The 21,118-nt window shown below is 71.3% G+C and carries 20 protein-coding genes; 14 read left to right on the forward strand and 6 right to left on the reverse strand.

All coding sequences use genetic code 11. The features are described from left to right. Positions 1-26: 26 nt before the first annotated feature. The 4 genes from K8U61_RS17260 to K8U61_RS17275 all read left to right on the forward strand — a co-directional run bounded on the left by K8U61_RS17260 (position 27) and on the right by K8U61_RS17275 (position 5,047). On the forward strand, positions 27-1,397 hold the full coding sequence (locus tag K8U61_RS17260) for an ABC transporter substrate-binding protein (RefSeq protein WP_224124279.1): 1,371 nt from the start codon (positions 27-29) through the stop codon (positions 1,395-1,397). Between the two features lie 83 nt (positions 1,398-1,480). Beyond that, entirely contained in the window at positions 1,481-2,371 is an 891-nt protein-coding gene (locus K8U61_RS17265; RefSeq protein ID WP_224124280.1) for a carbohydrate ABC transporter permease, read from the forward strand. After that, positions 2,368-3,342, forward strand: coding sequence for a carbohydrate ABC transporter permease (locus K8U61_RS17270; RefSeq protein ID WP_224124281.1), 975 nt, complete (start codon positions 2,368-2,370; stop codon positions 3,340-3,342). The genes K8U61_RS17265 and K8U61_RS17270 overlap by 4 nt, the downstream gene beginning before the upstream one ends. Before the next feature lie 112 nt (positions 3,343-3,454). After that, the gene (locus K8U61_RS17275; RefSeq protein WP_224124282.1) at positions 3,455-5,047 is read left to right on the forward strand and encodes a catalase; all 1,593 of its coding nucleotides are present in this window, start codon (positions 3,455-3,457) and stop codon (positions 5,045-5,047) included. A 15-nt stretch (positions 5,048-5,062) separates the two neighbouring features. Here the strand turns inward: K8U61_RS17275 and K8U61_RS17280 are convergent, their stop codons facing one another. Together K8U61_RS17280 and K8U61_RS17285 are read right to left on the reverse strand one after the other, a co-directional pair. Then, the gene (locus K8U61_RS17280) at positions 5,063-5,686 is read right to left on the reverse strand and encodes a class F sortase (protein ID WP_224124283.1); all 624 of its coding nucleotides are present in this window, start codon (positions 5,684-5,686) and stop codon (positions 5,063-5,065) included. Continuing rightward, positions 5,679-6,707: a hypothetical protein gene (locus tag K8U61_RS17285; RefSeq protein ID WP_224124284.1), complete on the reverse strand. Its 1,029-nt coding sequence runs from the start codon at positions 6,705-6,707 to the stop codon at positions 5,679-5,681. Before K8U61_RS17285 ends, K8U61_RS17280 begins: the two co-directional genes overlap by 8 nt. Before the next feature lie 238 nt (positions 6,708-6,945). Here K8U61_RS17285 and K8U61_RS25135 point away from each other — a divergent pair, with 238 nt between their 5' ends. Both K8U61_RS25135 and K8U61_RS17290 read left to right on the forward strand, forming a co-directional pair. Then, a complete protein-coding gene (locus tag K8U61_RS25135) occupies positions 6,946-7,077 on the forward strand; it encodes a hypothetical protein (RefSeq protein WP_263427332.1) in 132 nt (43 codons plus the stop codon). Positions 7,078-7,102: 25 nt separating this feature from the next. Continuing rightward, on the forward strand, positions 7,103-7,897 hold the full coding sequence (locus tag K8U61_RS17290; RefSeq protein WP_224124285.1) for a chitosanase: 795 nt from the start codon (positions 7,103-7,105) through the stop codon (positions 7,895-7,897). Between the two features lie 99 nt (positions 7,898-7,996). Here K8U61_RS17290 and K8U61_RS17295 read toward each other — a convergent pair whose 3' ends face one another. From K8U61_RS17295 to K8U61_RS17305, 3 genes are read right to left on the reverse strand one after another with little or no spacing between them, the layout of a single operon-like run. Beyond that, entirely contained in the window at positions 7,997-10,411 is a 2,415-nt protein-coding gene (locus tag K8U61_RS17295; protein WP_263427333.1) for a GcvT family protein, read from the reverse strand. Continuing rightward, positions 10,395-11,309 (reverse strand): phosphotransferase, encoded by a 915-nt coding sequence (locus K8U61_RS17300; protein WP_224124287.1) that lies wholly within the window; start codon positions 11,307-11,309, stop codon positions 10,395-10,397. The genes K8U61_RS17295 and K8U61_RS17300 overlap by 17 nt, the downstream gene beginning before the upstream one ends. Positions 11,310-11,315: 6 nt before the next feature. Continuing rightward, a complete protein-coding gene (locus K8U61_RS17305; RefSeq protein WP_224124288.1) occupies positions 11,316-12,887 on the reverse strand; it encodes an amino acid permease in 1,572 nt (523 codons plus the stop codon). 160 nt (positions 12,888-13,047) lie between these two features. Between K8U61_RS17305 and K8U61_RS17310 the strand changes: the two genes are divergently transcribed. The 8 genes from K8U61_RS17310 to K8U61_RS17345 all read left to right on the forward strand — a co-directional run bounded on the left by K8U61_RS17310 (position 13,048) and on the right by K8U61_RS17345 (position 20,411). Next, positions 13,048-13,782, forward strand: coding sequence for a FadR/GntR family transcriptional regulator (locus tag K8U61_RS17310; protein ID WP_224124289.1), 735 nt, complete (start codon positions 13,048-13,050; stop codon positions 13,780-13,782). Between the two features lie 7 nt (positions 13,783-13,789). After that, positions 13,790-15,154, forward strand: coding sequence for a glutamine synthetase family protein (locus tag K8U61_RS17315; protein WP_224124290.1), 1,365 nt, complete (start codon positions 13,790-13,792; stop codon positions 15,152-15,154). Beyond that, positions 15,155-16,516 (forward strand): aldehyde dehydrogenase family protein, encoded by a 1,362-nt coding sequence (locus K8U61_RS17320; protein ID WP_224124291.1) that lies wholly within the window; start codon positions 15,155-15,157, stop codon positions 16,514-16,516. 65 nt (positions 16,517-16,581) lie between these two features. Next, the gene (locus K8U61_RS17325) at positions 16,582-17,361 is read left to right on the forward strand and encodes a 3-oxoacyl-ACP reductase (protein WP_224124292.1); all 780 of its coding nucleotides are present in this window, start codon (positions 16,582-16,584) and stop codon (positions 17,359-17,361) included. Further along, on the forward strand, positions 17,361-18,074 hold the full coding sequence (locus tag K8U61_RS17330) for a gamma-glutamyl-gamma-aminobutyrate hydrolase family protein (protein WP_224124293.1): 714 nt from the start codon (positions 17,361-17,363) through the stop codon (positions 18,072-18,074). The genes K8U61_RS17325 and K8U61_RS17330 overlap by 1 nt, the downstream gene beginning before the upstream one ends. After that, on the forward strand, positions 18,071-18,736 hold the full coding sequence (locus tag K8U61_RS17335) for a glycerophosphodiester phosphodiesterase (RefSeq protein WP_224124294.1): 666 nt from the start codon (positions 18,071-18,073) through the stop codon (positions 18,734-18,736). The genes K8U61_RS17330 and K8U61_RS17335 overlap by 4 nt, the downstream gene beginning before the upstream one ends. After that, on the forward strand, positions 18,733-19,695 hold the full coding sequence (locus K8U61_RS17340; RefSeq protein WP_224124295.1) for an alpha/beta hydrolase: 963 nt from the start codon (positions 18,733-18,735) through the stop codon (positions 19,693-19,695). Before K8U61_RS17335 ends, K8U61_RS17340 begins: the two co-directional genes overlap by 4 nt. Positions 19,696-19,739: 44 nt before the next feature. Then, positions 19,740-20,411, forward strand: coding sequence for a hypothetical protein (locus K8U61_RS17345; protein ID WP_224124296.1), 672 nt, complete (start codon positions 19,740-19,742; stop codon positions 20,409-20,411). Positions 20,412-20,421: 10 nt separating this feature from the next. Here K8U61_RS17345 and K8U61_RS17350 read toward each other — a convergent pair whose 3' ends face one another. Then, positions 20,422-21,081: a nitroreductase family protein gene (locus K8U61_RS17350; RefSeq protein WP_224124297.1), complete on the reverse strand. Its 660-nt coding sequence runs from the start codon at positions 21,079-21,081 to the stop codon at positions 20,422-20,424. Positions 21,082-21,118: the final 37 nt, after the last annotated feature.

Genomic DNA, 21,118 nt, shown 5'->3' on the forward strand with positions numbered 1-21,118 from the left:
CCACGCACCACCACCAGGGAGAGACCATGAGGATCCACCACCGACGGCTCAGCGCGCTGGCGACCATCGCCTCGCTCGCCGCCGTGTCCGTGCTCGCCGCCGCGTGCGGAAGCAGCGACGACGACAACGAGAGCAGCGGCAAGGTCACGATCACCGTCGAGGGCTGGCGGCCCGGCGACGAGCAGGGCACGATCGACGCGGTCAACAAGCAGGCCGAGGCGTTCATGAAGGAGAACCCCGACATCGTCGTGAAGCCGGTGGAGTGGGAGTGGAACGCCGAGACGTTCGCGACCCAGCTCGCCGGCGGCCAGCTGCCGACGACCTTCCGGGTCCCGTTCACCGACACCAAGGGACTCGCCGAGCGCCAGCAGATCGCCGACGTCACCGACGACGTCAACGCGCTGCCGTACGCCGAGGACTTCAACCCGAGCGTGCTCGCGGCCGCCCAGGGCACCGACGGCAAGATCTACGGACTCCCCACCGACGTCTACGGCGTCGGGCTGCACTACAACCGCGACCTCTTCGAGCAGGCCGGGCTGGACCCGGACCAGCCGCCGACGACGTGGGACGAGGTGGAGGCGGACGCGAAGGCGATCGCCGACAAGACCGACGCAGCGGGCTACGTGCAGATGAGCACCAACAACACCGGCGGCTGGATGCTGACCACCCTCACCTACGCCCTCGGCGGGCGCATGGAGAACGAGGACGGCACCGAGGCGAGCATCGACAACGACGCCACCAAGCAGGGCCTCGAGATGCTCCAGACGATGCGCTGGGTCGACGACTCGATGGGCAGCAACACCAACTTCGAGTGGGGCACCATCAACGAGGCGTTCGCCGCCGGGAAGATCGGCATGTACATGTCCGGCTCGGACGTCTACAACGCCCTGGTGACGACCAACCAGGTCGACCCCGACTCCTACGGACTGGCCGCGCTGCCGCTCTCGGACAGCCCGGACGCCGGCATCCTCGGCGGCGGCTCGGTCGCCGCCGTGAGCGCCAAGGCCTCGCCCGCCGAGCAGGAGGCCGCGGTGAAGTGGAACGACTTCTACCGCGAGCGGAAGAACTACGACCCGGACGCCGCGGTCGCGGACGCCGAGGTGCTCAAGGCGAGCGACCAGCCGATCGGTACGCCGACGCTGCCGATCTTCGACCAGGACACCTGGCAGCAGGTGCAGGACGCGATCAAGCCCTACGTCAACGTGCCGCGTGACCAGATGACGTCGTTCACCGACGGCGTCTTCGACCAGCAGCTCGTCCCCGAGCCGGCGGCCCACACCCAGGAGGTCTACGGGATCCTCGACTCGGTCGTGCAGAAGGTGCTCACCGACGAGAACGCCGACATCGACAGCCTGCTCGCCGACGCCAACGACAAGGCGCAGGCGCTGCTCGGCTGACCGAGCCCCGGGCCGGCCGGACTCACTCCTCGACGAGGGCGGCCGGCCCGGATCCATCCGCGAGCCCGTCTCGAAAGGTCCTCATGTCCTCCCTGCTGGCCCGTGCCCGGGCCGCGGCCCCACCGGTGGTCTTCCTGCTGCCGATGCTGCTCGTCTTCGGCCTCTTCTCGTGGTGGCCGATCGTCCGCTCCTTCGTCATGAGCGTGCAGCAGACCAACCTCGTCACCGACCCGGTCTTCGTCGGCCTGGACAACTTCCGCGCGGTGCTCGACGACCCGCTGCTGGCGACCGCGGTCCAGAACACGCTGTGGTTCGCCCTGCTGGCACTGGTCATCGGCTACCCGGTGCCGCTGGTCCTGGCGGTGATCATGAGCGACCTGCGCCGCGCCCGCGGTCTCTACTCGCTGCTCGCCTACCTGCCCGTCGTCGTACCACCGGCGGTGGCGGTGCTGCTGTGGCGCTTCTTCTACGACGCCGAGCCGACCGGGGTCTTCAACAGCGTGCTCGGGTGGGTCGGCCTCGGGCCGGTGCCGTGGCTCGAGGATCCGTCGTGGGCGATGCCGTCCCTGGTCATCGAGGCCACCTGGGCCGCGGCCGGCGGCACGGTCATCATCTACCTCGCCGCCCTCGTGTCCGTCCCGCCGGAGCTGTACGACGCCGCGGAGGTCGACGGCGCCGGCGTGCTCTCGAAGGTCTGGCACGTCACCCTGCCGCACCTGCGCGGGATCATGCTGATCACCCTGATCCTGCAGATCATCGGGACCTCGCAGGTCTTCCTGGAGCCCTACCTCTTCACCGACGGCGGCCCGGACAACGCGACGCTGACCGTGCTGCTGCTGGTCTACGACTACGCGTTCGCCAACACCACCGGCGGCGACTACGGCAAGGCGACGGCGCTGAGCCTGATGCTCGCCGGCGCGCTCGCACTGATGTCGGTCGTCTACTTCCGGGTGACCCGGAGGTGGTCGGAGTGACCGCGCTGGCCCGGCAGACCCCCGACGTGGCACCCGAGCCGGAGCCCCAGCTCGCAGCGCCGGCGGGCCGCCGACGGCGGCGCCGGCGTACCGAGGGCGAGACCCGCACCATCACCTCGGCCTTCGAACGTCGGCGTGCCGGCGTCCGGTTCAGCCGCGCGGTGCTCAACGGCGCGCTGCTCGTCTTCCTGCTCGTCGTCTGCCTCGGCCCGATCCTCTGGCTGGCGAAGTCCGCGATCACCCCGACCCAGGACACCCTGCGCCAGCCGCTGGCGCTGTGGCCGCACGGCGTCGACTGGGCCAACCTGCGCACCGCGTGGGTCGACATCGACCTCAAGCTCTACTTCTGGAACACCGTCGTGATCGCGGCGGGCTCGTGGGCGGTGCAGATGGTCGTCGCGGTCACCGGCGGCTACGTCCTGGCGGTGCTCCGCCCCCGCGGTGGCCGGATCATCTACGGCCTCGTGCTCGCGACGATGTTCGTGCCCGCGGTGGTGCTGCTCGTCCCGCTCTACCTGACGGTGCTCGACCTGCCCTTCACGCACTGGAACCTGGTGAACACCTACTGGGGCGCCTTCCTCCCGGCGGGCGCCTCGGCGTTCAACGTCGCCCTGGTCAAGCGCTTCTTCGACAACCTCCCGCGCGAGATCATCGACGCCGCGCGCGTCGACGGCTGCGGCGACTTCCGGCTCTTCCTGTACGTCGTCCTGCCGATGTCCCGGCCGGTCCTCGGCGTGGTCTCGGTCTTCGCGGTGCTCGCCGCGTGGAAGGACTTCGTGTGGCCCCTGGTGGTGCTGCCCGACCCGGCCAAGCAGCCGCTGTCGGTGCGACTCCCCCGGTTGGCCGCCGTCACCGAGCTCGACGTCGTCCTGGCGGCGCTGCTTATCTCCTGCGCGCTTCCGATCGCCTTCTTCCTGGTCTTCCAGCGGCTCTTCCTGCGCGGTGGCCTGGAGGGGGCGGTGAAGGGGTGACGGCGGAGTAGCGCGGGAGGCGTCCCTTGATCCGTTCAGGATCGAGTGCTTGTGTCGGAGGACGGGCGGGTACGGCGCCGGAGTACCCGCCAGCCGACTCTCGGAGGACCCCATGACCGACCTGCCCCAGCCCACCGACGGCACCTCGATCGCGACCGGACCCTCGTCGGAGGCCGAGCTGGGCTCGACCACGGACACCGGCGCGCCGGCCCCGAGCGACCGCAACTCCCTGACGGTCGGGCCGGACGGGCCGATCCTGCTGCACGACGTGCACTTCCTGAACCAGATGGCCCACTTCAACCGCGAGCGCGTCCCGGAGCGCAACGTGCACGCCAAGGGGTCGGGCGCCTTCGGTGAGCTCGTCGTGACCGAGGACGTCTCGGCGTACACCAAGGCCGCGCTCTTCCAGCCGGGCGTGACCACCGAGATGCTGGCCCGCTTCTCGACGGTCGCGGGCGAGCAGGGGTCCCCGGACACCTGGCGCGACCCGCGCGGCTTCGCGCTGAAGTTCTACACGACCGAGGGCAACTACGACCTCGTCGGCAACAACACCCCGGTCTTCTTCATCCGCGACACCATGAAGTTCCCCCACTTCATCCGCTCCCAGAAGCGGCGGGGCGGCAACGGCCTGCGCGACAACAACATGCAGTGGGACTTCTGGTCGCTCAACCCGGAGTCCGCCCACCAGGTCACCTACCTGATGGGCGACCGCGGCATCCCGAAGACCTACCGCCACATGAACGGCTACGGGTCGCACACCTACCTGTGGATCAACGAGGCCGGTGAGAAGCACTGGGTGAAGTACCACTTCCACAGCGACCAGGGCGTCGAGGGACTCACCGACCAGGACGCCACGAGGATCGCCGGCGAGGACGCCGACTTCCACCGTCGCGACCTCTACGACGCGATCGCGCGGCAGGACTTCCCGTCGTGGACGCTGTCGGTGCAGCTGATGCCGTACGACGACGCGAAGACCTACCGGATCAACCCGTTCGACCTCACCAAGATCTGGCCGCACGCCGACTACCCGCTCGTGAAGGTCGGCACCATGACCCTCAACCGCAACCCGGAGAACTTCTTCGCCCAGATCGAGCAGGCGGCGTTCGAGCCGTCCGCCCTGGTCCCGGGCATCGGCTTCTCGCCGGACAAGATGCTGCTCGGCCGGGCCTTCGCGTACGCCGACACCCACCGCCACCGGATCGGCGCCAACTACCTGCAGCTGCCGGTCAACCGCCCGCACGTCGAGATCAACACCTACACGCAGGACGGGCCGATGGCCTACGAGCACCGCGGTGACGACCCGGTCTACGCGCCCAACTCCTTCGGGCGCGGCTACGCCGACCACGTCGGCGAGGTCGACCCGGGGTGGGAGACCGACGGGGCAATGGTGCGGCAGGCCTACACGCTGCGCGCGGACGACGACGACTTCAGCCAGGCCGGCACGCTGGTGCGCGAGGTGTGGTCCGACGAGCAGCGCGAGACGTTCGTGAAGACGGTGGCCGGACACCTGCTGGGAGGGGTCGAGGGTGACGTCCTCGAGCGCGCCTTCGCCTACTGGAACGCCGTGGACAAGGAGACCGGCCAGCGGATCGAGGAGCTGGTCCGCGCCGACGCCGACCTCGGCGGTCCGGGCGGCCAGGACGGCAAGGCACGCGAGCACGCCCAGGACCCGGTCGTCGAGTCCGACACCCACGCGGGCTCGTGACGGTGGCGTGACGGCTCAGGAGCGCGGCGTGGCGACCACGACGACGTTGCTCAGGTAGCGCTCACCGTCCCAGTCCTCGCAGGTCACGAGAACGAGGCGGCCGGCGACGTCCTGGCTGAAGAGCCGCTCGGCGTCGTCGGCCACCCGACCCTTGGTGTAGACCCGCTCGGTCCGCACCACGTAGGTCAGGCGGCCGTGGGTGGTGCGCACGACCACGGTGTCGCCGCGGCGGAGCTGCTCGAGGTCATCGAGGGCGCCGCCGCCGGTGTGCACGGTGTGCCCGGCGATCAGCACGCTCCCCCGGGCGTCGCCGGGCCGGGCCCCGTCGGCCCACCAGCCCAGCTCGGTCGGGTCGGACGGCGGCACCAGCGTCCGGTCCGGCGCACGGACCGGCAGCACGGGTGCCGACACGTGGAGCGCCGGGATCGTCACTCGCTCCGGGGCGCCGGGCGTGACCGGGGCGACCTCGGGCGTGGCCGTCGTCCCCGTGGTGTCGGCGCGGCCGGTGGTGCGGGCGTCCTCGGACGCGGCGGACGGGACGGCGGTGCCCGACGTACCGTCCTCCGCCCACCAGACGCCACCAGCGGCCGCCAGCACGACGCCGGCGGCCGCGAGGGCGCTACGACGGAGGTCAGGCACGGGACCGCCGACGGGACAGCACGGCCGCACCGGCCAGGGCGACGCCGCCTCCGAGCAGGGCCAGCGGCAGCGGCGACCGCGCCCACTCCGGAAGGGCCCCGTCCTCACCGGCGTCGACCGACGTCGGCACGGCCGAGCTCGATCCCGCGCTGGTCCCGGCCGTGGTGCCGGTGGTGGTGTCGCTGTCCGGGCTGGCCGAGGCCGAGATCCCCGCGACGTCGCGGTCCGGGCCGGCGGAGGCGTCGGTACCGGTGCCGATGGCCTGGGCCGGGGACGGGGAGGCGGACGGCGCCGGGGTGTCGCTCGCGGTGCCGGTCGCGGTGTCGCACGGCGCGACCCAGAACACCTTGGTCTTGGTGTCGTTGCCGAGCGAGTGGGGCGTCGCGACGGTCACCTTCACGTGGTAGCCCTGCTGCGGGTGCGGGGCGCCGGTGAAGGTGAGGTCGTAGGCCTGACGTCCATCCAGGTCGGTGCCACCGCCGGCGTCATCACCGCCGACGATCACCTGGGACGGCGCCGTGCCGCCGATCGTCACGTCGCCGGTCGGCGCCTGCGGGGTGAAGGTGACGGTCGAGACGACGTCCGAGCCGGCGTCGTAGCCGAACCACTCGATGTCGAACGTGCAGCTCGGGTGCGGGTCGTTGCTCGGCGTACCGACCGCGTCGCCGGGGCCGGCGATCTTCACGGTGCCGTTGTTGCCGGGCGGGTTGTGTCCCGCGCTGCCGCCGTGCGGCGCCTTGCCGTGGCCCGGGTTGGTCGCCCCGTGCCCCTGGCCCTGGCCCTTGCCCTGGCCCTTGGCCCGGTCCGCGTCCTGCCCCTTGCCGTGGCTCTCACCGCTCTTGCCATGGTTCTCGCCGCTCTTGCCGTGGTCCTTGCCCTGGCCGTGCGCGGCACCCTGCTGCCCGGCGTGGCCGGGCGGGTCGACCGCCAGGGCCGTGCCTGCGAGCGGACCGCAGGACAGCGTCACGAGAGTGGCCACGCCCGCCAGGGCGAGGCCGGTGGCCGGCCGAGAGATCGTCATTGCACACTCCGTCGTCGAGGGCCGCACGGGCCCAGTTCCCCCACATCGCGGGGCCGGAAGACCCGGCCTCTGCAGCCCGGTGTGCCCATCGGCCCCGAGCGGCACTCAGGCGGTCTGGACCAGTCGAACGCCACTCGTAACCAGGCGTGGGTCCGGCCGTTGACCCTGCCTCGGTGCACGTTCGTCGCTGGTGGGTACGGAGAGGTCGGAGTAACCCGACGGACCCGAGGAGCAGCGGTTGAGGATCATGCGGACGGCGGCCCTGATCGGCATCGCCAAGAAGGTCTACGACGAGGCGCGCAAGCCCGAGAACCAGGCTCGCATCAAGGCCGCGGTGGCCAAGGTCCAGGAGCGTCGTCGGCGTCGCTGAGGTCCGTCCGACGTACGGTCGGGTCGTGAGGACCTGGCTCGTCGTTGCCGTCACCGCGCTCACGGTCGCCCTGGCACCGGCCGTGGCGGCACCTCCAGCCTCCGCACGCCCCGGGCTGGACCGGCCGGATCGCAAGGAGATCGCGATGGAGCTGGTCTCCAGCGCGGAGAACTCATCGCTGCACTGGCGCCGGCAGTACCGCTACCTCGAGGACATCGGAGACGGCCGCGGCTACACCGGCGGCATCATCGGCTTCTGCTCCGGCACCGGCGACATGCTGCGCCTCGTGCGCGGCTACACCGACCGGCACCCGCACAACCCGCTCGCCCGGTTCCTGCCGGCTCTACGGAACGTCAACGGCACCGACTCCCACGCCGGCCTCGGCCGGCCCTTCCACCACGCCTGGGTGAAGGCCGCCCGCACCGACGGGTTCCGGGCCGCCCAGGACCGGGTCCGTGACCGGATGTACTTCGACCCGGCGGTCAGCCGCGCGAAGCGCGACGGGCTCCGACCGCTCGGGCAGTTCGTCTACTACGACGCGATCGTCATGCACGGGCCGGGCAGGTCCTGGGACAGCTTCGGCGGCATCCGGCGTACGGCGATGAAGCACGCGCGCACCCCGGCCGAGGGCGGATCGGAGGTCCGCTACCTGAAGGCGTTCCTCCAGGCCCGCAAGGAGGTCATGTACTCCGAGGACGCCCACCGCGACACCTCCCGCATCGACGACGAGCAGGCCCGCTTCCTCCGCGAGCGGAACTTCAGCCTGAGCCCGCCGCTGACATGGCACACGTACGGCGACCGCTACCACATCGGCCGCTGAGGGGAACACCCGACTTCTCAGGCTTCCCTGTCACTTCTCGGCCGTTGCGACGCCTGAGAAGTGCAGGATTCACCGGTGCACCGGTGAATCCTGCACCTCTCAGCCGAGCGGCGCCCGCAGCGAGCAGCGGACGGCGTACCGCTCCCCCGCGACGTCGACCTGGAAGCCGCCACCCGCCAGCCAATCGGAGGTCACCGGGCCGTCGTGGCGCAGGTAGCCGAGACCCACGCACGAACCGACGGTCTCGCCCCAGGCGGCGCTGGTCACCTGACCGCACGGCACCCCGTCGCGCAGCAGCAGCTCGCCGCCCCAGAGCATCGGCTCCGGCGACTCGACCACCAGCGACACCAGACGCCGCCGCGGGCCGCCCGCGGCGAGCGCCGCGCGGTGCGCCTCGAGCGCGGACCGGCCGAGGAAGTCCTTCGTACCCGACAGGGCCGTGGCGAAGACCAGGCCGGCCTCGACCGGACCGTAGTCGGGGGTCAGCTCGCGGCCGAAGGCACGGAAGCCCTTCTCCAGCCGCAGCGACTCGATGGCGGAGTAGCCCGCGTCGGTCGCGCCCGCCGCGCTGATCGCGTCGTACGCCGCAGGCGCGTCCGCGACCGGGACCATCAGCTCCCAGCCGAGCTCGCCGACGTAGGTCATCCGGGTGGCGCGCACCTCGACGCCCGCGACGGTCACGAGCCGGCTGGTGGCAAAGGGGAAGCCCTCCTCGGACCAGTCGTCCTCCGACAGCGACGCGAGCAGGTCGCGAGAGCGCGGCCCCATCACGCCGAGCACGGCATGGTCCTCGGTGACGTCCCGCGCCGGGACGCCGTGCCGGGCGAGCCAGTCGAGGTCGCGGATGGTCGTCGCGGAGCTCGAGACGAGCAGGAACGAGTCCGCGGCCGTGCGCGTGACGGTCAGGTCGGCCTCGTAGGTGCCGCGACCGTTGAGGAAGGGCGTGTAGACGCAGTGGCCGACCGGCACGTCGACGTCCGCGGCGCACGCCCACTGGAGCCCGGCGACGGCGTCCGGGCCGGAGACGACGTACTTCGAGAAGGACGTCTGGTCGAAGACAGCGACGTCGGAGCGGGTGGCCCGCTGCTCGGCCGCCGACGCCGCCAGCCACGCCGGCTTGCCCCAGGAGTAGTCGACGCTAGGGGCGAAGACGTTCGGGCGCTCCCAGCCCATCCGGGTGCCGAAGGCCGCGCCCCTGGCGGCCAGCCGGTCGTGCAGCGGCGAGGTGCGCTGCGGCCGCCCGGACTCCATCTCGCGGTTCGGCCACGGGACGGCGTAGTGGAGCCCGAGCACCTCGGACACGCGGGACCGCAACCACGCGTGGTCGCCGTGGAAGGGCGCGAAGCGGCGTACGTCGACCGCGACCAGGTCGTCCTGCGGTTCCCCCGCGACGATCCACTCCGCGAGCGCGCGCCCGGCGCCGCCGGCGGAGGCGATGCCGACCGAGTTGAAGCCCGCGCCGACGAAGTAGCCCGCGAGACCGGGGGCCTCGCCGAGCAGGAACTGGTTGTCGGGCGTGAAGGACTCGGGCCCGTTGTAGAACTTCCGGATGCCGGTCTCCTCCAGGGCGGGGATCCGGACCAGCGCCTGGTCCATCAGCACCGAGAAGTGCTCCCAGTCCTCGTCGAGGAGCTGGAACTCGAAGGGGTAGGGCAGGTCGTCGGGCGAGCGCCACGGCTTGGCCTCGGGCTCGAAGCCGCCGACGACCAGGCCGCCGGTCTCCTCCTTGAAGTAGGTCCAGCCGTCCGGGTCGCGCATGATCGGCAGGTCGGGGTGCGTGCCCGCGACCGTCTCGGTCACGACGTAGAAGTGCTCGGCCGAGTGCAGCGGCAGCGTGACGCCGACCAGGTCCCCGAGTGCTTTGGCCCACTGTCCGGCGCAGTTGACGACGACCTCGGCCTCGACGTCGCCGCGGTCGGTGCGTACGCCGGTGACCCGGCGACCGGCCGGCCCGTCGATGCCGTCGAAGCCGGTCACCCGCACCCGCTCGACGATCCGGGCGCCGCGCTGCCGGGCGCCCTTGGCCAGCGACTGGGTCACGTCGGAGGGGTTGACCTTGCCGTCGCCCGGCAGCCAGATCGCGCCGAGGAGGTCGTCGACCTGCATCGGCGGCCACAGCTCCTGGGCGCGCTCCGGGCCGATCAGCTCGCACGGCATGTCGTAGGCGACGGCGTTGGCAGCGGTCCGCCGCAGCTGCACCATGCGGTCCTCGGTCCGCGCGACGATCACCCCGCCCACGTTGCGGTAGCCGGTCGCGAGGCCGGTCTCGGCCTCGAGGGCGGCGTAGAGCTCCGCGGAGTACTGCACGAGACGGGTGCCGCTCTCCGAGGCACGGAGCGGGCCCACCAGGCCGGCCGCGTGCCAGGTGGTGCCGCACGACAGCGTCCCCTGCTCGAGGAGCAGCACGTCGCTCCAGCCGAGCTTCGTCAGGTGGTAGGCCACCGACGCCCCGATGACACCTCCGCCGACGATCACGACCCGGGCGCGGGATGGGAGGTCAACCACGAGCCACATCCTCCAGGAGCGAGGTGAACACCGGGCCACGGAAGGTCGCCACGGCCTTCTCGAACCGCTCCATGCCCCAGCCGTGGAAGTCGTAGTCGATCGGGCTGGCGGCGGCCTGGATGAAGCCCCAGAGCGACCATCCGTACTCGCTGACCGCCATCTGCAACCGTACGCGTGCGAGGTCGGCCGCGCTCGGCGAGCCGTAGTAGGCCTCGACGTACGCCTCGACCTGCTCCGGTGTCAGGTCGCACTCGGTCGCGGTGTTGCCGAGCTCGAAGGTGGCCTCGTTGTTGCCGGAGTACTCGTAGTCGATCAGGTGGCAGGCCTCGCCGTCGTCGATGAAGTTGGCGGCCAGGAGGTCGTTGTTGCAGGGCACGGTCGGGCGCGCAGCCACCGCGAGGGCGCGCCGCGCGGCTGCCCACGAGTCGGCGTGGTCGTCGTACGTGGAAGGCAGGGCGTAGCCCTCCCGCCTGACGGTCGCGAGGTACGCCGCCTGTCGCGCGAACATGTCGAAGTCGCCGGTGAACCGCGGGCCGGCGTGCAGCCGTCGGGTCGCATCGGCCGCGCGGGCCAGGATCCCGGGGTCCGCGAAGTCGCCGTTGGCCAGCGCCGTGCCCGGCAGGAAGCCGATGACCAGCATCGCCAGCTCAGGGCGGTACTCGACGACCTCGGCCCCCACCCCCGCGTCGTACGCCGCGGCGGTGTTGGCCGCCTCGGCGTCACGGTCGATGCCGAGCAGGCTCGCGTCACCCTTCGACCAGCGCACGACCAGCTCGAGGCCGTCGTCGCACACCACGTGGAAGTTGCGGTTGGTCAGTCCGCCGGGCAGGTCGCCGACCCGCCAGGACCGCCCCGCCAGGCAGGCGAGGCGGTCCAGGGGCGGATCTGCCGCGGAGGCGTCGGTCAAACCGGGTCAGTCGTCGAACGCGTCGACGACGGCCTGGTCGATCGTCTGGACGGGACCGGTGAACCAGTTCCGCGCCGACACCGCCCACCAGATCGCGAGCAGCACGAGCACGCCGACGGTCATGACCGGTGCGTAGTTGACGCTCGCCCAGTCGAACTCGTCGCGCCAGGGCGCTCCGAACGGGGTGGTCGGCATCATCAGCATGACGCCGACGATGATGATCTCCACGACCGCGATCGGGTTCATCCACTTGTACTTGCTGCCGTTGTTCCAGCTGCCGACCTCGAAGCTGTCGCCGGCGCGCCAGCGCAGGAAGATCGGGATCGCGAAGGAGAAGTAGAGACCGATCACGGACACCGAGGTCACCGCGTAGAACGCGGTCGGGATGCCGTTGACGGACTTCAGGGCCGGCAGGGTGATGATGCCGCCGACCACGGCCGCGCAGATCACCGCGTTGGCGGGCGTCCGGCTGGCGTTGACCTTGGACCACAGCTGCGAGCCCGGCACCGCCTTGTCGCGGCTGAAGGCGAACATCATCCGCGAGGTCGAGGTCAGGCACGCGGTCGCGCAGAAGAGCTGGGCGCAGGCGGAGATGAAGAGCAGCGTGCCCGCCCAGTTGGCGCCGAGCGAGGCGTCGAACACGTAGGCCACACCGCCGGCTGGGATGCTGGCGTAGTCGGGCTGTCCGTCGACCTGCGGGATCGCGAAGGTCACCGCGAGCAGCAGGACGTAGCCGCCGACGGCCGAGTAGAAGATGGACTGCCAGATGCCCCGCGCGGCCGTCCTGGCCGCACCCTGGGTCTCCTCCGAGAGGTGCACGGACGCGTCGAACCCGGTGATCGTGTACTGGGTCAGGATGAAGCCGAACGGGATGATCACGAACCAGAAGGCCGCGCCACTGGTCGACCCGCCGTCCCACCCGGATCCGTTGAACTTGTCGGTGAAGACCTGGGAGAGACTCAGGTGCTGGTCCGGCACGAAGATCAGCACCAGGATCAGCACCGACGCGCCGACGACGTGCCACCACACCGAGACGTTGTTGATGATGGCCAGCAGGTGGCTGGAGAAGATGTTGATCAGGGTGATGAGCGCCAGGATCATGATGAAGAAGACGAAGATCCGGTTGAGCGAGAAGGTGTCGTACCAACCCCACTCGAGGAACGTCAGCTCGAAGAAGGTCGCGCACCCGTAGGCCACCGACGCGGTGACCGCCACGAGGCCGATCAGGTTCAGCCAGCCGGTGAAGAAGCCGGCGCGGGCGCCACCCAGCTTGGACGCCCAGTAGTAGATGCCGCCCGAGGTGGGCATCGCGGAGACCAGCTCCGACATGCAGAAGCCGATGATCAGGATGAAGACCGAGATGATCGGCCACGACCACGAGATCGAGATCGGGCCGCCGTTGCCGATGCCGGCGCCGTACGTCGTGAGACAGCCGGCCAGGATCGAGATGATCGAGAACGAGATCGCGAAGTTCGAGAAGCCGGACCAGGATCGGGAGAGCTCCTGCTTGTAGCCGAGCTTGGCGAGATGGGCTTCGTCCTCGCTGAGCGTCGCCACGGGCTCGTGTGCTTCGGGCATGACACACCTTCCGGGGGTGGGTTCGTGCGAATGTGAACCGGACGCTAGACCCGGCCCGATTGGGGTGTAAATACATCTAAGTAAAAATGGTATGAACTCAGACCATTGACCTTGCGCCACGCATTGACTCCGTAGCCGCCGACGACGAAGGATTGATCCCGTGACCGCTTCCCCGCAGGACCACCTGCCGGAGGCGGTGCTGCGCCCGGTGCGCAGCCACCACGCCTTCGAGGCCTGCGTCGAGCAGCTCGCCACGGCCATCCGGCTCGGCGTCTACCCGCTCGGCAGCACGCTGCCTCCCGAGCGCGATCTCGCGGCGATCCTGCGCGTCTCCCGGGCCACCCTGCGCGAGGCCATGGCGGCGCTCCGGGAGGCCGGACTGGTCGAGACCAGGCGCGGCCGCGGGGGCGGCACCGTCGTCACGCTCAAGCCGCGTACGCCGTCCGCGCGGGCCGCCGCCCGGATCTCGCCGGAGCGGCGTGAGGCCTGGCTCGACGCGCTGGAGTTCCGGCGGATCGTCGAACCCGGCGCGGCGTACCTCGCCGCTGGTGCGACGCTCGACGACGAGCAGCGACAGCGGCTCGAGAGGGCGCACGCCGAGGTGCGCGCGGCACGGAAGCCAGCCGAGCACCGGCAGGCCGACTCGCGCTTCCACCTCACCGTGGGCGCTCTCACGGGCTCCCCGCGGACGCTCGAGGCGGTGACGTCGGTCCAGGCCACGCTCCACGAGATGCTGCTGGCGATCCCGGTGCTCGAGACCAACATCAGCCACTCCGACCGCCAGCACGCCGCGCTGGTCAAGGCGATCCTCGCCGGCCACCCGGCACGAGCCCGGGTCGTGATGGAAGAACACTGCGACGACACAGCCGCGCTCCTGCGTGGCCTGGTCGGTTAGGAGACCCATGACCGAGCTGCGCAACGACCGGCACCACACGATGCAGGGCCTGCTGGACCTGATCCAGTCGGGCGACATCGACACCGTGGTGGTGGCGTTCACGGACATGCAGGGACGGCTGCAGGGCAAGCGCCTGCACGCCCGGTACTTCGCCGACGTGGTCGTCGGGCACGGCACCGAGGGCTGCAACTACCTGCTCGCGGTCGACGTCGACATGAACACCGTCGACGGCTACGCCATCTCCTCGTGGGAGAAGGGCTACGGCGACATGGAGTTCGTCCTCGACGAGCGCACCATCCGCCGGCTGAGCCACCTCCCGGCGACCGCGATGGTGCAGTGCGACCTGGTCTGGCCGGACGGCTCGCCCGTCGTCCAGTCGCCGCGGGCGATCCTCCAGCGCCAGCTCGACCGGGTCGCCGAGCGAGGCTGCGTCGCGCTGTCGGGCACCGAGCTGGAGTTCATCGCGTTCGACACGACGTACGAGGCGGCGCACGACGCGGCCTACCGGGGGCTGACGCCGGTGAACCAGTACAACGTCGACTACTCGATCCTCGGCACCACCCGGGTCGAGCCGCTGCTCCGCGCGATCCGCAACACCATGTACGACGCCGGTCTGGACGTCGAGGGCGCCAAGGGCGAGTGCAACTTCGGGCAGCACGAGATCGGCTTCCTCTACGCCGACGCGCTGACCACCGCCGACAACCACGTCGTCTACAAGACCGTGGCCAAGGAGATCGCGGCCGAGCAGGGCAAGGCGATCACCTTCATGGCGAAGTACAACCAGCGCGAGGGCAGCTCGTGCCACATCCATCTCTCGCTGCGCGGCGACGACGGCGACCTCGTCTTCTGGAAGGACGGCGCCCGCACCCCGCTCTACGACCACTTCGTCGCCGGGATCCTCGCGACGGCCGTCGACTTCACGCTGCTCTACGCGCCGAACATCAACTCCTACAAGCGGTTCGCCGACGGCTCGTTCGCGCCGACCACGATCGCGTGGGGCGAGGACAACCGCACCTGCGCCGTCCGGCTGGTCGGCCACGGCGCGGGTGCGCGGCTGGAGAACCGCATCCCGGGCGCGGACGTCAACCCCTACCTCGCGACCGCCGCGATGCTCGCCGGTGGCCTCTACGGCATCGAGCACGAGCTGCCGCTCGAGGACGCGCTCGTCGGCAACGCCTACCACTCCGGCAAGCCCAAGGTGCCCGCCACCATGGCCGCCGCGAGGGAGGCGTTCGCCGGCTCGGCGATCGCCCGGGCCGCCTTCGGCGACGAGGTCGTCGACCACTACGCCAACATGGCCGACGTCGAGCTCGCGGCGTACAACGCCGCGGTCACCGACTGGGAGCTCTTCCGCGGATTCGAGAGGCTGTAAGTGACCGACACGTACACCGTCGTCAACCCGGCGACCGCCACTCCCCTGACCGAGGTACACCTCGCGTCGGTCGCCGAGGCGGACGCCGCGATCGAGGCCGCGCACGCGGCGTTCCCCGCCTGGCGGACGATGCCGCCCGGCGAGCGGGCCACGCTGCTGCGCCGCTTCGCCGCGGTCGTCGACGCGCACGTCGACGAGCTCGCCGAGATCGAGGTCCGCAACGCCGGGCACACGTGGGGCAACGCACGCTGGGAGGCCGGCAACGTCCGCGACTGCCTCAACTACTACGCCGGGGCGCCCGAGCGGCTCTTCGGCCGTCAGATCCCGGTGCCCGGCGGCGTGGACGTCACCTTCCACGAGCCGCTGGGCGTGGCCGGCATCATCGTGCCCTGGAACTTCCCGATGCCGATCGCCGGTTGGGGCTTCGCGCCCGCGCTGGCGGCGGGCAACACGGTCGTGCTCAAGCCCGCCGAGCTGACCCCGCTCACGGCGGTCCGGCTCGGCGAGCTCGCGCTCGAGGCGGGCCTGGCCGAGCACGTCCTCACCGTGATCCCCGGCGCCGGCCCGGTGGTCGGCGAGCGCTTCGTCACCCACCCGCTGGTGCGCAAGGTCTGCTTCACCGGCTCGACCGCGGTCGGCAAGCGGATCATGGCGGGCTGCGCCGAGCAGGTGAAGCGGGTGACCCTCGAGCTCGGCGGGAAGTCGGCCAACATCGTCTTCGCCGACACCGACCTGGCGGCGGCCGCCGCGGCCGCGCCGGGAGCAGTCTTCGACAACGCCGGCCAGGACTGCTGCGCCCGCTCGCGGATCCTGGTCGAGAGGTCGGCGTACGACGAGTTCATGACGCTGCTCCAGCCCGCGGTCGAGGCGTTCCGGGTCGCCGCGCCGGAGGGCGACGAGGCCGCCGAGATGGGGCCGCTGATCTCGGCCGCGCAGCAGGCGCGGGTCCAGGGCTACCTCGGTGAGAGCGAGGTCGCGTTCCGTGGCTCGACGCCTGGCGGCGACGGCTTCTGGGTGCCGCCGACCGTGGTGACCGTGGACGACCCGGGTGCGCGGATCTGGCGCGAGGAGGTCTTCGGCCCGGTCACCGCCGTGATGCCCTTCGACGACGAGGCCGATGCGATCGCGAAGGCCAACGACACCGAGTACGGCCTGTCCGGCTCGATCTTCACCAGCGACCTGGGCCGCGGCCTCCGCGTCGCCCGCGCCGTCGAGGCCGGCAACCTGTCGGTCAACTCGCACTCGTCGGTCCGCTACTGGACCCCGTTCGGCGGCTACAAGCAGTCCGGCCTCGGCCGGGAGCTCGGTCCGGACGCCCCGATGGCGTTCACCGAGGAGAAGAACGTCTTCATCGCCCACTAGACGGTGGTTGAGGTCGAGGAGCGCAAGCGACGAGCCTCGAAACCACCCCACGAAAGGAACATCACGTGGCAGGACGCATCCAGGACCGGGTCGCGGTCGTCACCGGCGGCTGCTCGGGCATCGGTCTGGCAACGGTGCAGCGGTTCGTCGAGGAGGGCGCGAAGGTCGTCATCGGCGACATCGACGACCGGCGCGGGCACGAGGTCGTCGGCCAGCTCGGCGGCGAGAGCGTCGCGACGTACGTCCATGTCGACGTGACGTCGAAGGAGGAGGTCGACGCGCTCTTCAAGACCGCGAAGGACACCTACGGCTCCGTCGACATCGCCTTCAACAACGCCGGCATCAGCCCGCCGGAGGACGACTCGATCCTCCACACCGACCTCGACGCGTGGCGGAAGGTGCAGGAGGTCAACCTGACCTCGGTCTACCTGTGCTGCAAGGCGGCGCTCCCCTACATGCTCGAGCAGGGCAAGGGCTCGATCATCAACACGGCGTCGTTCGTGGCGGTCATGGGCGCGGCGACGAGCCAGATCTCCTACTCCGCCTCCAAGGGCGGCGTGCTGTCGATGACCCGCGAGCTCGGCGTGCAGTTCGCCCGCCAGGGCGTGCGCGTCAACGCGCTGTGCCCCGGGCCGGTGAACACGCCGCTGCTGCAGGAGCTCTTCGCCAAGGACGCCGAGCGCGCCGCCCGCCGGCTCGTGCACGTGCCGATGGGCCGCTTCGGAGAGCCCGAGGAAATGGCGTCGGCGGTCCTCTTCCTCGCCTCCGACGACTCGTCGTTCATGACCGCCAACACGTTCCTGGTCGACGGCGGCATCTCCGGGGCCTACGTCACGCCCCTCTGATGGCCGTTCCGCTCATCGGCCTGACCACCTACCGCGAGCAGGCGGCGTGGGGGGTGTGGGACCAGCGCGCCGACCTCCTGCCGACGCAGTACGCCGCCGCCGTCGAGGCGACCGGCGGCGTACCCGTGTTGCTCCCGCCCGCCACGCAGACCGGCGCGGCGGAGGCGGTGGTGGCCCGGCTCGACGGTCTCGTGATCAGCGGCGGGGCCGACGTCGACCCGGAGCGGTACGACGAGGCCCCGCACGCGCGCACGGCCGGCTGGCGGCCGGATCGCGACGCCTGGGAGGTCGCGCTGCTCGACGCGGCCGACGCGACCGGGCTCCCCGTCCTCGGCGTGTGCCGGGGCATGCAGGTGATGGCGGTGCGGGCGGGCGGCGCGCTCGACCAGCACGTGCCGGACCTGGTCGGGCACGAGCAGCACTCCCCCGGCGGCGACGCCTTCGGCTCGGTCGACGTGGTCACCACCCCCGGGACCCGCGTGGCCGCCCTGGTCGGCGACAGGCTCGCCGTCAACTGCCACCACCACCAGTCGGTGCGGACCCATCCCGGCTTCGCGGCCGTGGCGCACGCCGCCGACGGGACGCTGGAGGCCATGGAGGCCGCGGGCGACCGGTTCTGCGTCGGGGTGCAGTGGCACCCGGAGACGGCGGCCGACGTCGGGCTGCTCGCGGGCCTGGTGCGCGCCGCCGCGGTCTACGCTGACACCCGATGACCCTCGTCAGTGCCCACCGGTGCCTCACCGTCCCCGACATCGAGGCGGCCATCGCGCTGGGCGCCGACTACGTCGAGTTCGACGTCCAGCGCTGCGCCGACGGCTCGCTCGTCCTGCACCACGACCCCGTCGAGGTGGCCCCACCGGGAGCCGTGCCGTACGCCGAGGCGCTCGACCTGCTCGCCGGCCGGATCCGGCTCCACCTCGACCTCAAGGTGGTCGGCGGCGAGGTGCCGATCGTCGCGGCGGCCGTCGCGCGGCTCGGGGCCGACCAGCTGCTGGTGACCACGCTCGAGGACGAGGGCGTCCGCACCGTCCGGGAGTGGGCCGACGCGCAGGGCCTCGAGCTCCTCGTCGGGCTGTCGCTCGGCCGCGGCCTGCGGGACATCCCGGTGCTGCACGGACTCCGGATCCGCCTGACCGAGCTCTTCCCGCGCCGGCGCTACCGCGACGCGGGTGCGACCGTCGTGGTCGCGCACCACTGGCTGGCGCGGCTGCAGGTGCGCCGCTTCGCGCGCCGCCGCGGCCTGCCGCTCCTCGTCTGGACCGTCGACACCCCACGCTCCCTGGCCTACTGGATGCGGCCCGGTCGCGCCTGGCTGGTGACCACCAACGAGCCGGCGCTCGCGATGCGGCTGCGGGCTGACAGACTTCCGACATGAGCAGCGGAGTCTTCGACGGCCTCGTCCCCGACGTCCTCGGCGAGCCCTACCTCGCCGAGACCATCACGCTGCCGCCCGACGACGAGGGCCCGGTCGTCGCCACGCTCGTCGTACGGCGGGCCGAGAAGCCCACCAACCGGGCGGTCCTGCACGTCCACGGCTTCTGCGACTACTTCTTCCAGACCGACTACGCCGAGTGGTGGAACGCCCGGGGCTACGACTTCTACGCCGTCGACCTGCGCAAGTACGGCCGGTCGCTGCTCCCGCACCAGACGCCGAACTTCGTCACCGACCTGCGTGAGCACTTCCCCGAGATCGACGCGGCCTTCCACCGCGTGGTCCACCGGGACCACCACGACCACGTCGTCATGAGCGCCCACTCGACAGGCGGCCTGATCACCTCCCTGTGGGCCAACGAGCGCAGGCCCGCGATCGCCGGCATGGCGCTCAACTCCCCCTGGCTCGACATGCAGGGCGGCGCCCTCATCCACGGCATCGGCACCACGGTCATCAAGCAGATCGGCGCCCGGCAGCCCAAGCGCGTCATCCCACGGACGGTCGGCGGCCACTACGGCCGCAGCCTGCACATCGAGCACGACGGCGAGTGGACCTTCAACACCGACTGGAAGCCGCTCGACTCCTTCCCGGTCACCTTCGGCTGGATGCGGGCGATCCGGCGCGGGCACGACGAGCTCCAGTCCGGCCTCGACGTCGGCTGCCCGGTGCTGGTCATGTCCTCTGCCGGCACCCGCTGGCCCAAGGAGATGGGTGAGGACGCGCACGGCTACGACATCGTGCTCGAGGTCCCGCAGATCCGGCAGTGGGCCACCGCCATCGGCGCCCACGTCACCTACGTCGCCATCCCCGGCGCCCGCCACGACGTCGTGCTCTCCCGCGCCGAGCCTCGCGAGCAGGCGTACGCCGAGATGGGTCGCTGGCTCGCGACGTACGTCGGCTGAGCGAAACCGCTCCGCGGCCCCCGGCTTTGCAGCAGGATCGCGGCATGCCTCGGACCCTCGCTGTCGCCATCGCCGCCCTCGCGCTCGTCTGGGTGCCCTCGGCTGCGGCCGCGCGGCCGTGGACCGGCGCCGATGCCAAGGACGACGTCCAGGTGACCCCGGCCGGCCCGAACGATGCGTGCCCGACCGACGAGACTGCCTCCTCCGAGCACACCGCCACCGGCGACCTCAGGGCGCTCGGCGTCCGGCGGGAGCGCGACCGGGTCGTGGCCACCCTGCGGTTCGCTGACGACAGCACGTGGGTCCGGCGCACCGTCGACGTGCACCTGCGCACCGCCTCGGGCACACGAGACCTCTACGCCTACCAGCCCGCGCCGGCCACCGGCTTCGACCTCACCGTCCGTCACCTTCTCTGGTGGGACCAGGAGGACGTCGACGAGGACGGCGACGGCGAGACGGACTGCCAGCAGTGGGTCGGCTACACCGAGCTCGTGTGGTGCGAGGGTCTCGTGGTCGATCCCGTCGGCCGGACGCTCACCCTCTCCGTCCCGCGCTCCTGCCTGGGCAAGGGGCACTGGGTGAAGGCCGGCGCCGACACGTTCGGCACCGACGACGAGGCCGACGGGGTGCGGCTCGCCGACCAGTGGGGCACCCAGTCGGTCGACGACGACCCGCGCGACGTGGTCTACGGACCTCGCGTCCGCATCCGCGGCTGACCCACCGGCCTCAGAAGGCTGCGCCGTCGAACCGCTCCCGGGTGGCCAGCTCCGCCACCGGCCGCCGGGTGAGCCGGGTCAGCTGCTTGACCGGCTTGCCGAGGGGCACGACCGCGGCCACGGCGTACTGACGCGGGATGCCGAGCAGGTCCTGGACCGCCGGCTCCTCGGCGGCCGCCATCGTGGTGATGGTGCCGCCGAAGCCCTCGTTGCGGGCGGCCAGCAGGATGTTCCAGACGAGCGGGTAGACCGAGGCGCCGCCGATGATCCCGATCCGGTCGAGGTCCTGGTCCATGGCGGCGACGACGCCGAGGTCGACGCAGACCACGAGCACCGCGCCGGCCGTCAGCACCGGCTTCGTGAACCGGTCCCCGACATCGGTCGCGGCGATCTCCTCCGGGCTCGGCGCGGGCGGCTCGATCGGGTTCCACGGGCTCTGCCCGGCCTTGATCTGGGCGACGTAGCGCCGGGCCGCGGTCAGGTTGAGCTCGGCGAGCCGGGCCCGCGTGTCGGGGTCCTGGACGACCACGATCCGGGTGCCCTGCCGGTTGCCGCCACTGGGTGCGAAGCGGGCGTTGTCGAGGATGCGGTGCAGCACCTCGTCGGGCAGCGGGTCGTCGGTGAAGTCGCGCACCGCGGCGGTCGTCCGCATCACGTCGTACAGGTTCATGTCCCGAGCCTGTCACGGGACCGATAGCGTCGCCCGC

The sequence above is a fragment of the Nocardioides mangrovi genome (assembly GCF_020073815.1).
Taxonomy (GTDB): domain Bacteria; phylum Actinomycetota; class Actinomycetes; order Propionibacteriales; family Nocardioidaceae; genus Nocardioides; species Nocardioides mangrovi.

What these genes read in the sequence shown, in the direction of transcription:
- K8U61_RS17260 (WP_224124279.1), top strand. Translation starts at nt 27, where the DNA reads ATGAGGATCCACCACCGACGGCTCAGCGCGCTGGCGACCATCGCCTCG.
- K8U61_RS17265 (WP_224124280.1), top strand. Translation starts at nt 1,481, where the DNA reads ATGTCCTCCCTGCTGGCCCGTGCCCGGGCCGCGGCCCCACCGGTGGTC.
- K8U61_RS17275 (WP_224124282.1), top strand. Translation starts at nt 3,455, where the DNA reads ATGACCGACCTGCCCCAGCCCACCGACGGCACCTCGATCGCGACCGGA.
- K8U61_RS17285 (WP_224124284.1), bottom strand. Translation starts at nt 6,707, where the DNA reads ATGACGATCTCTCGGCCGGCCACCGGCCTCGCCCTGGCGGGCGTGGCC.
- K8U61_RS17295 (WP_263427333.1), bottom strand. Translation starts at nt 10,411, where the DNA reads ATGTGGCTCGTGGTTGACCTCCCATCCCGCGCCCGGGTCGTGATCGTC.
- K8U61_RS17305 (WP_224124288.1), bottom strand. Translation starts at nt 12,887, where the DNA reads ATGCCCGAAGCACACGAGCCCGTGGCGACGCTCAGCGAGGACGAAGCC.
- K8U61_RS17315 (WP_224124290.1), top strand. Translation starts at nt 13,790, where the DNA reads ATGACCGAGCTGCGCAACGACCGGCACCACACGATGCAGGGCCTGCTG.
- K8U61_RS17330 (WP_224124293.1), top strand. Translation starts at nt 17,361, where the DNA reads ATGGCCGTTCCGCTCATCGGCCTGACCACCTACCGCGAGCAGGCGGCG.
- K8U61_RS17335 (WP_224124294.1), top strand. Translation starts at nt 18,071, where the DNA reads ATGACCCTCGTCAGTGCCCACCGGTGCCTCACCGTCCCCGACATCGAG.
- K8U61_RS17340 (WP_224124295.1), top strand. Translation starts at nt 18,733, where the DNA reads ATGAGCAGCGGAGTCTTCGACGGCCTCGTCCCCGACGTCCTCGGCGAG.
- K8U61_RS17345 (WP_224124296.1), top strand. Translation starts at nt 19,740, where the DNA reads ATGCCTCGGACCCTCGCTGTCGCCATCGCCGCCCTCGCGCTCGTCTGG.
- K8U61_RS17350 (WP_224124297.1), bottom strand. Translation starts at nt 21,081, where the DNA reads ATGAACCTGTACGACGTGATGCGGACGACCGCCGCGGTGCGCGACTTC.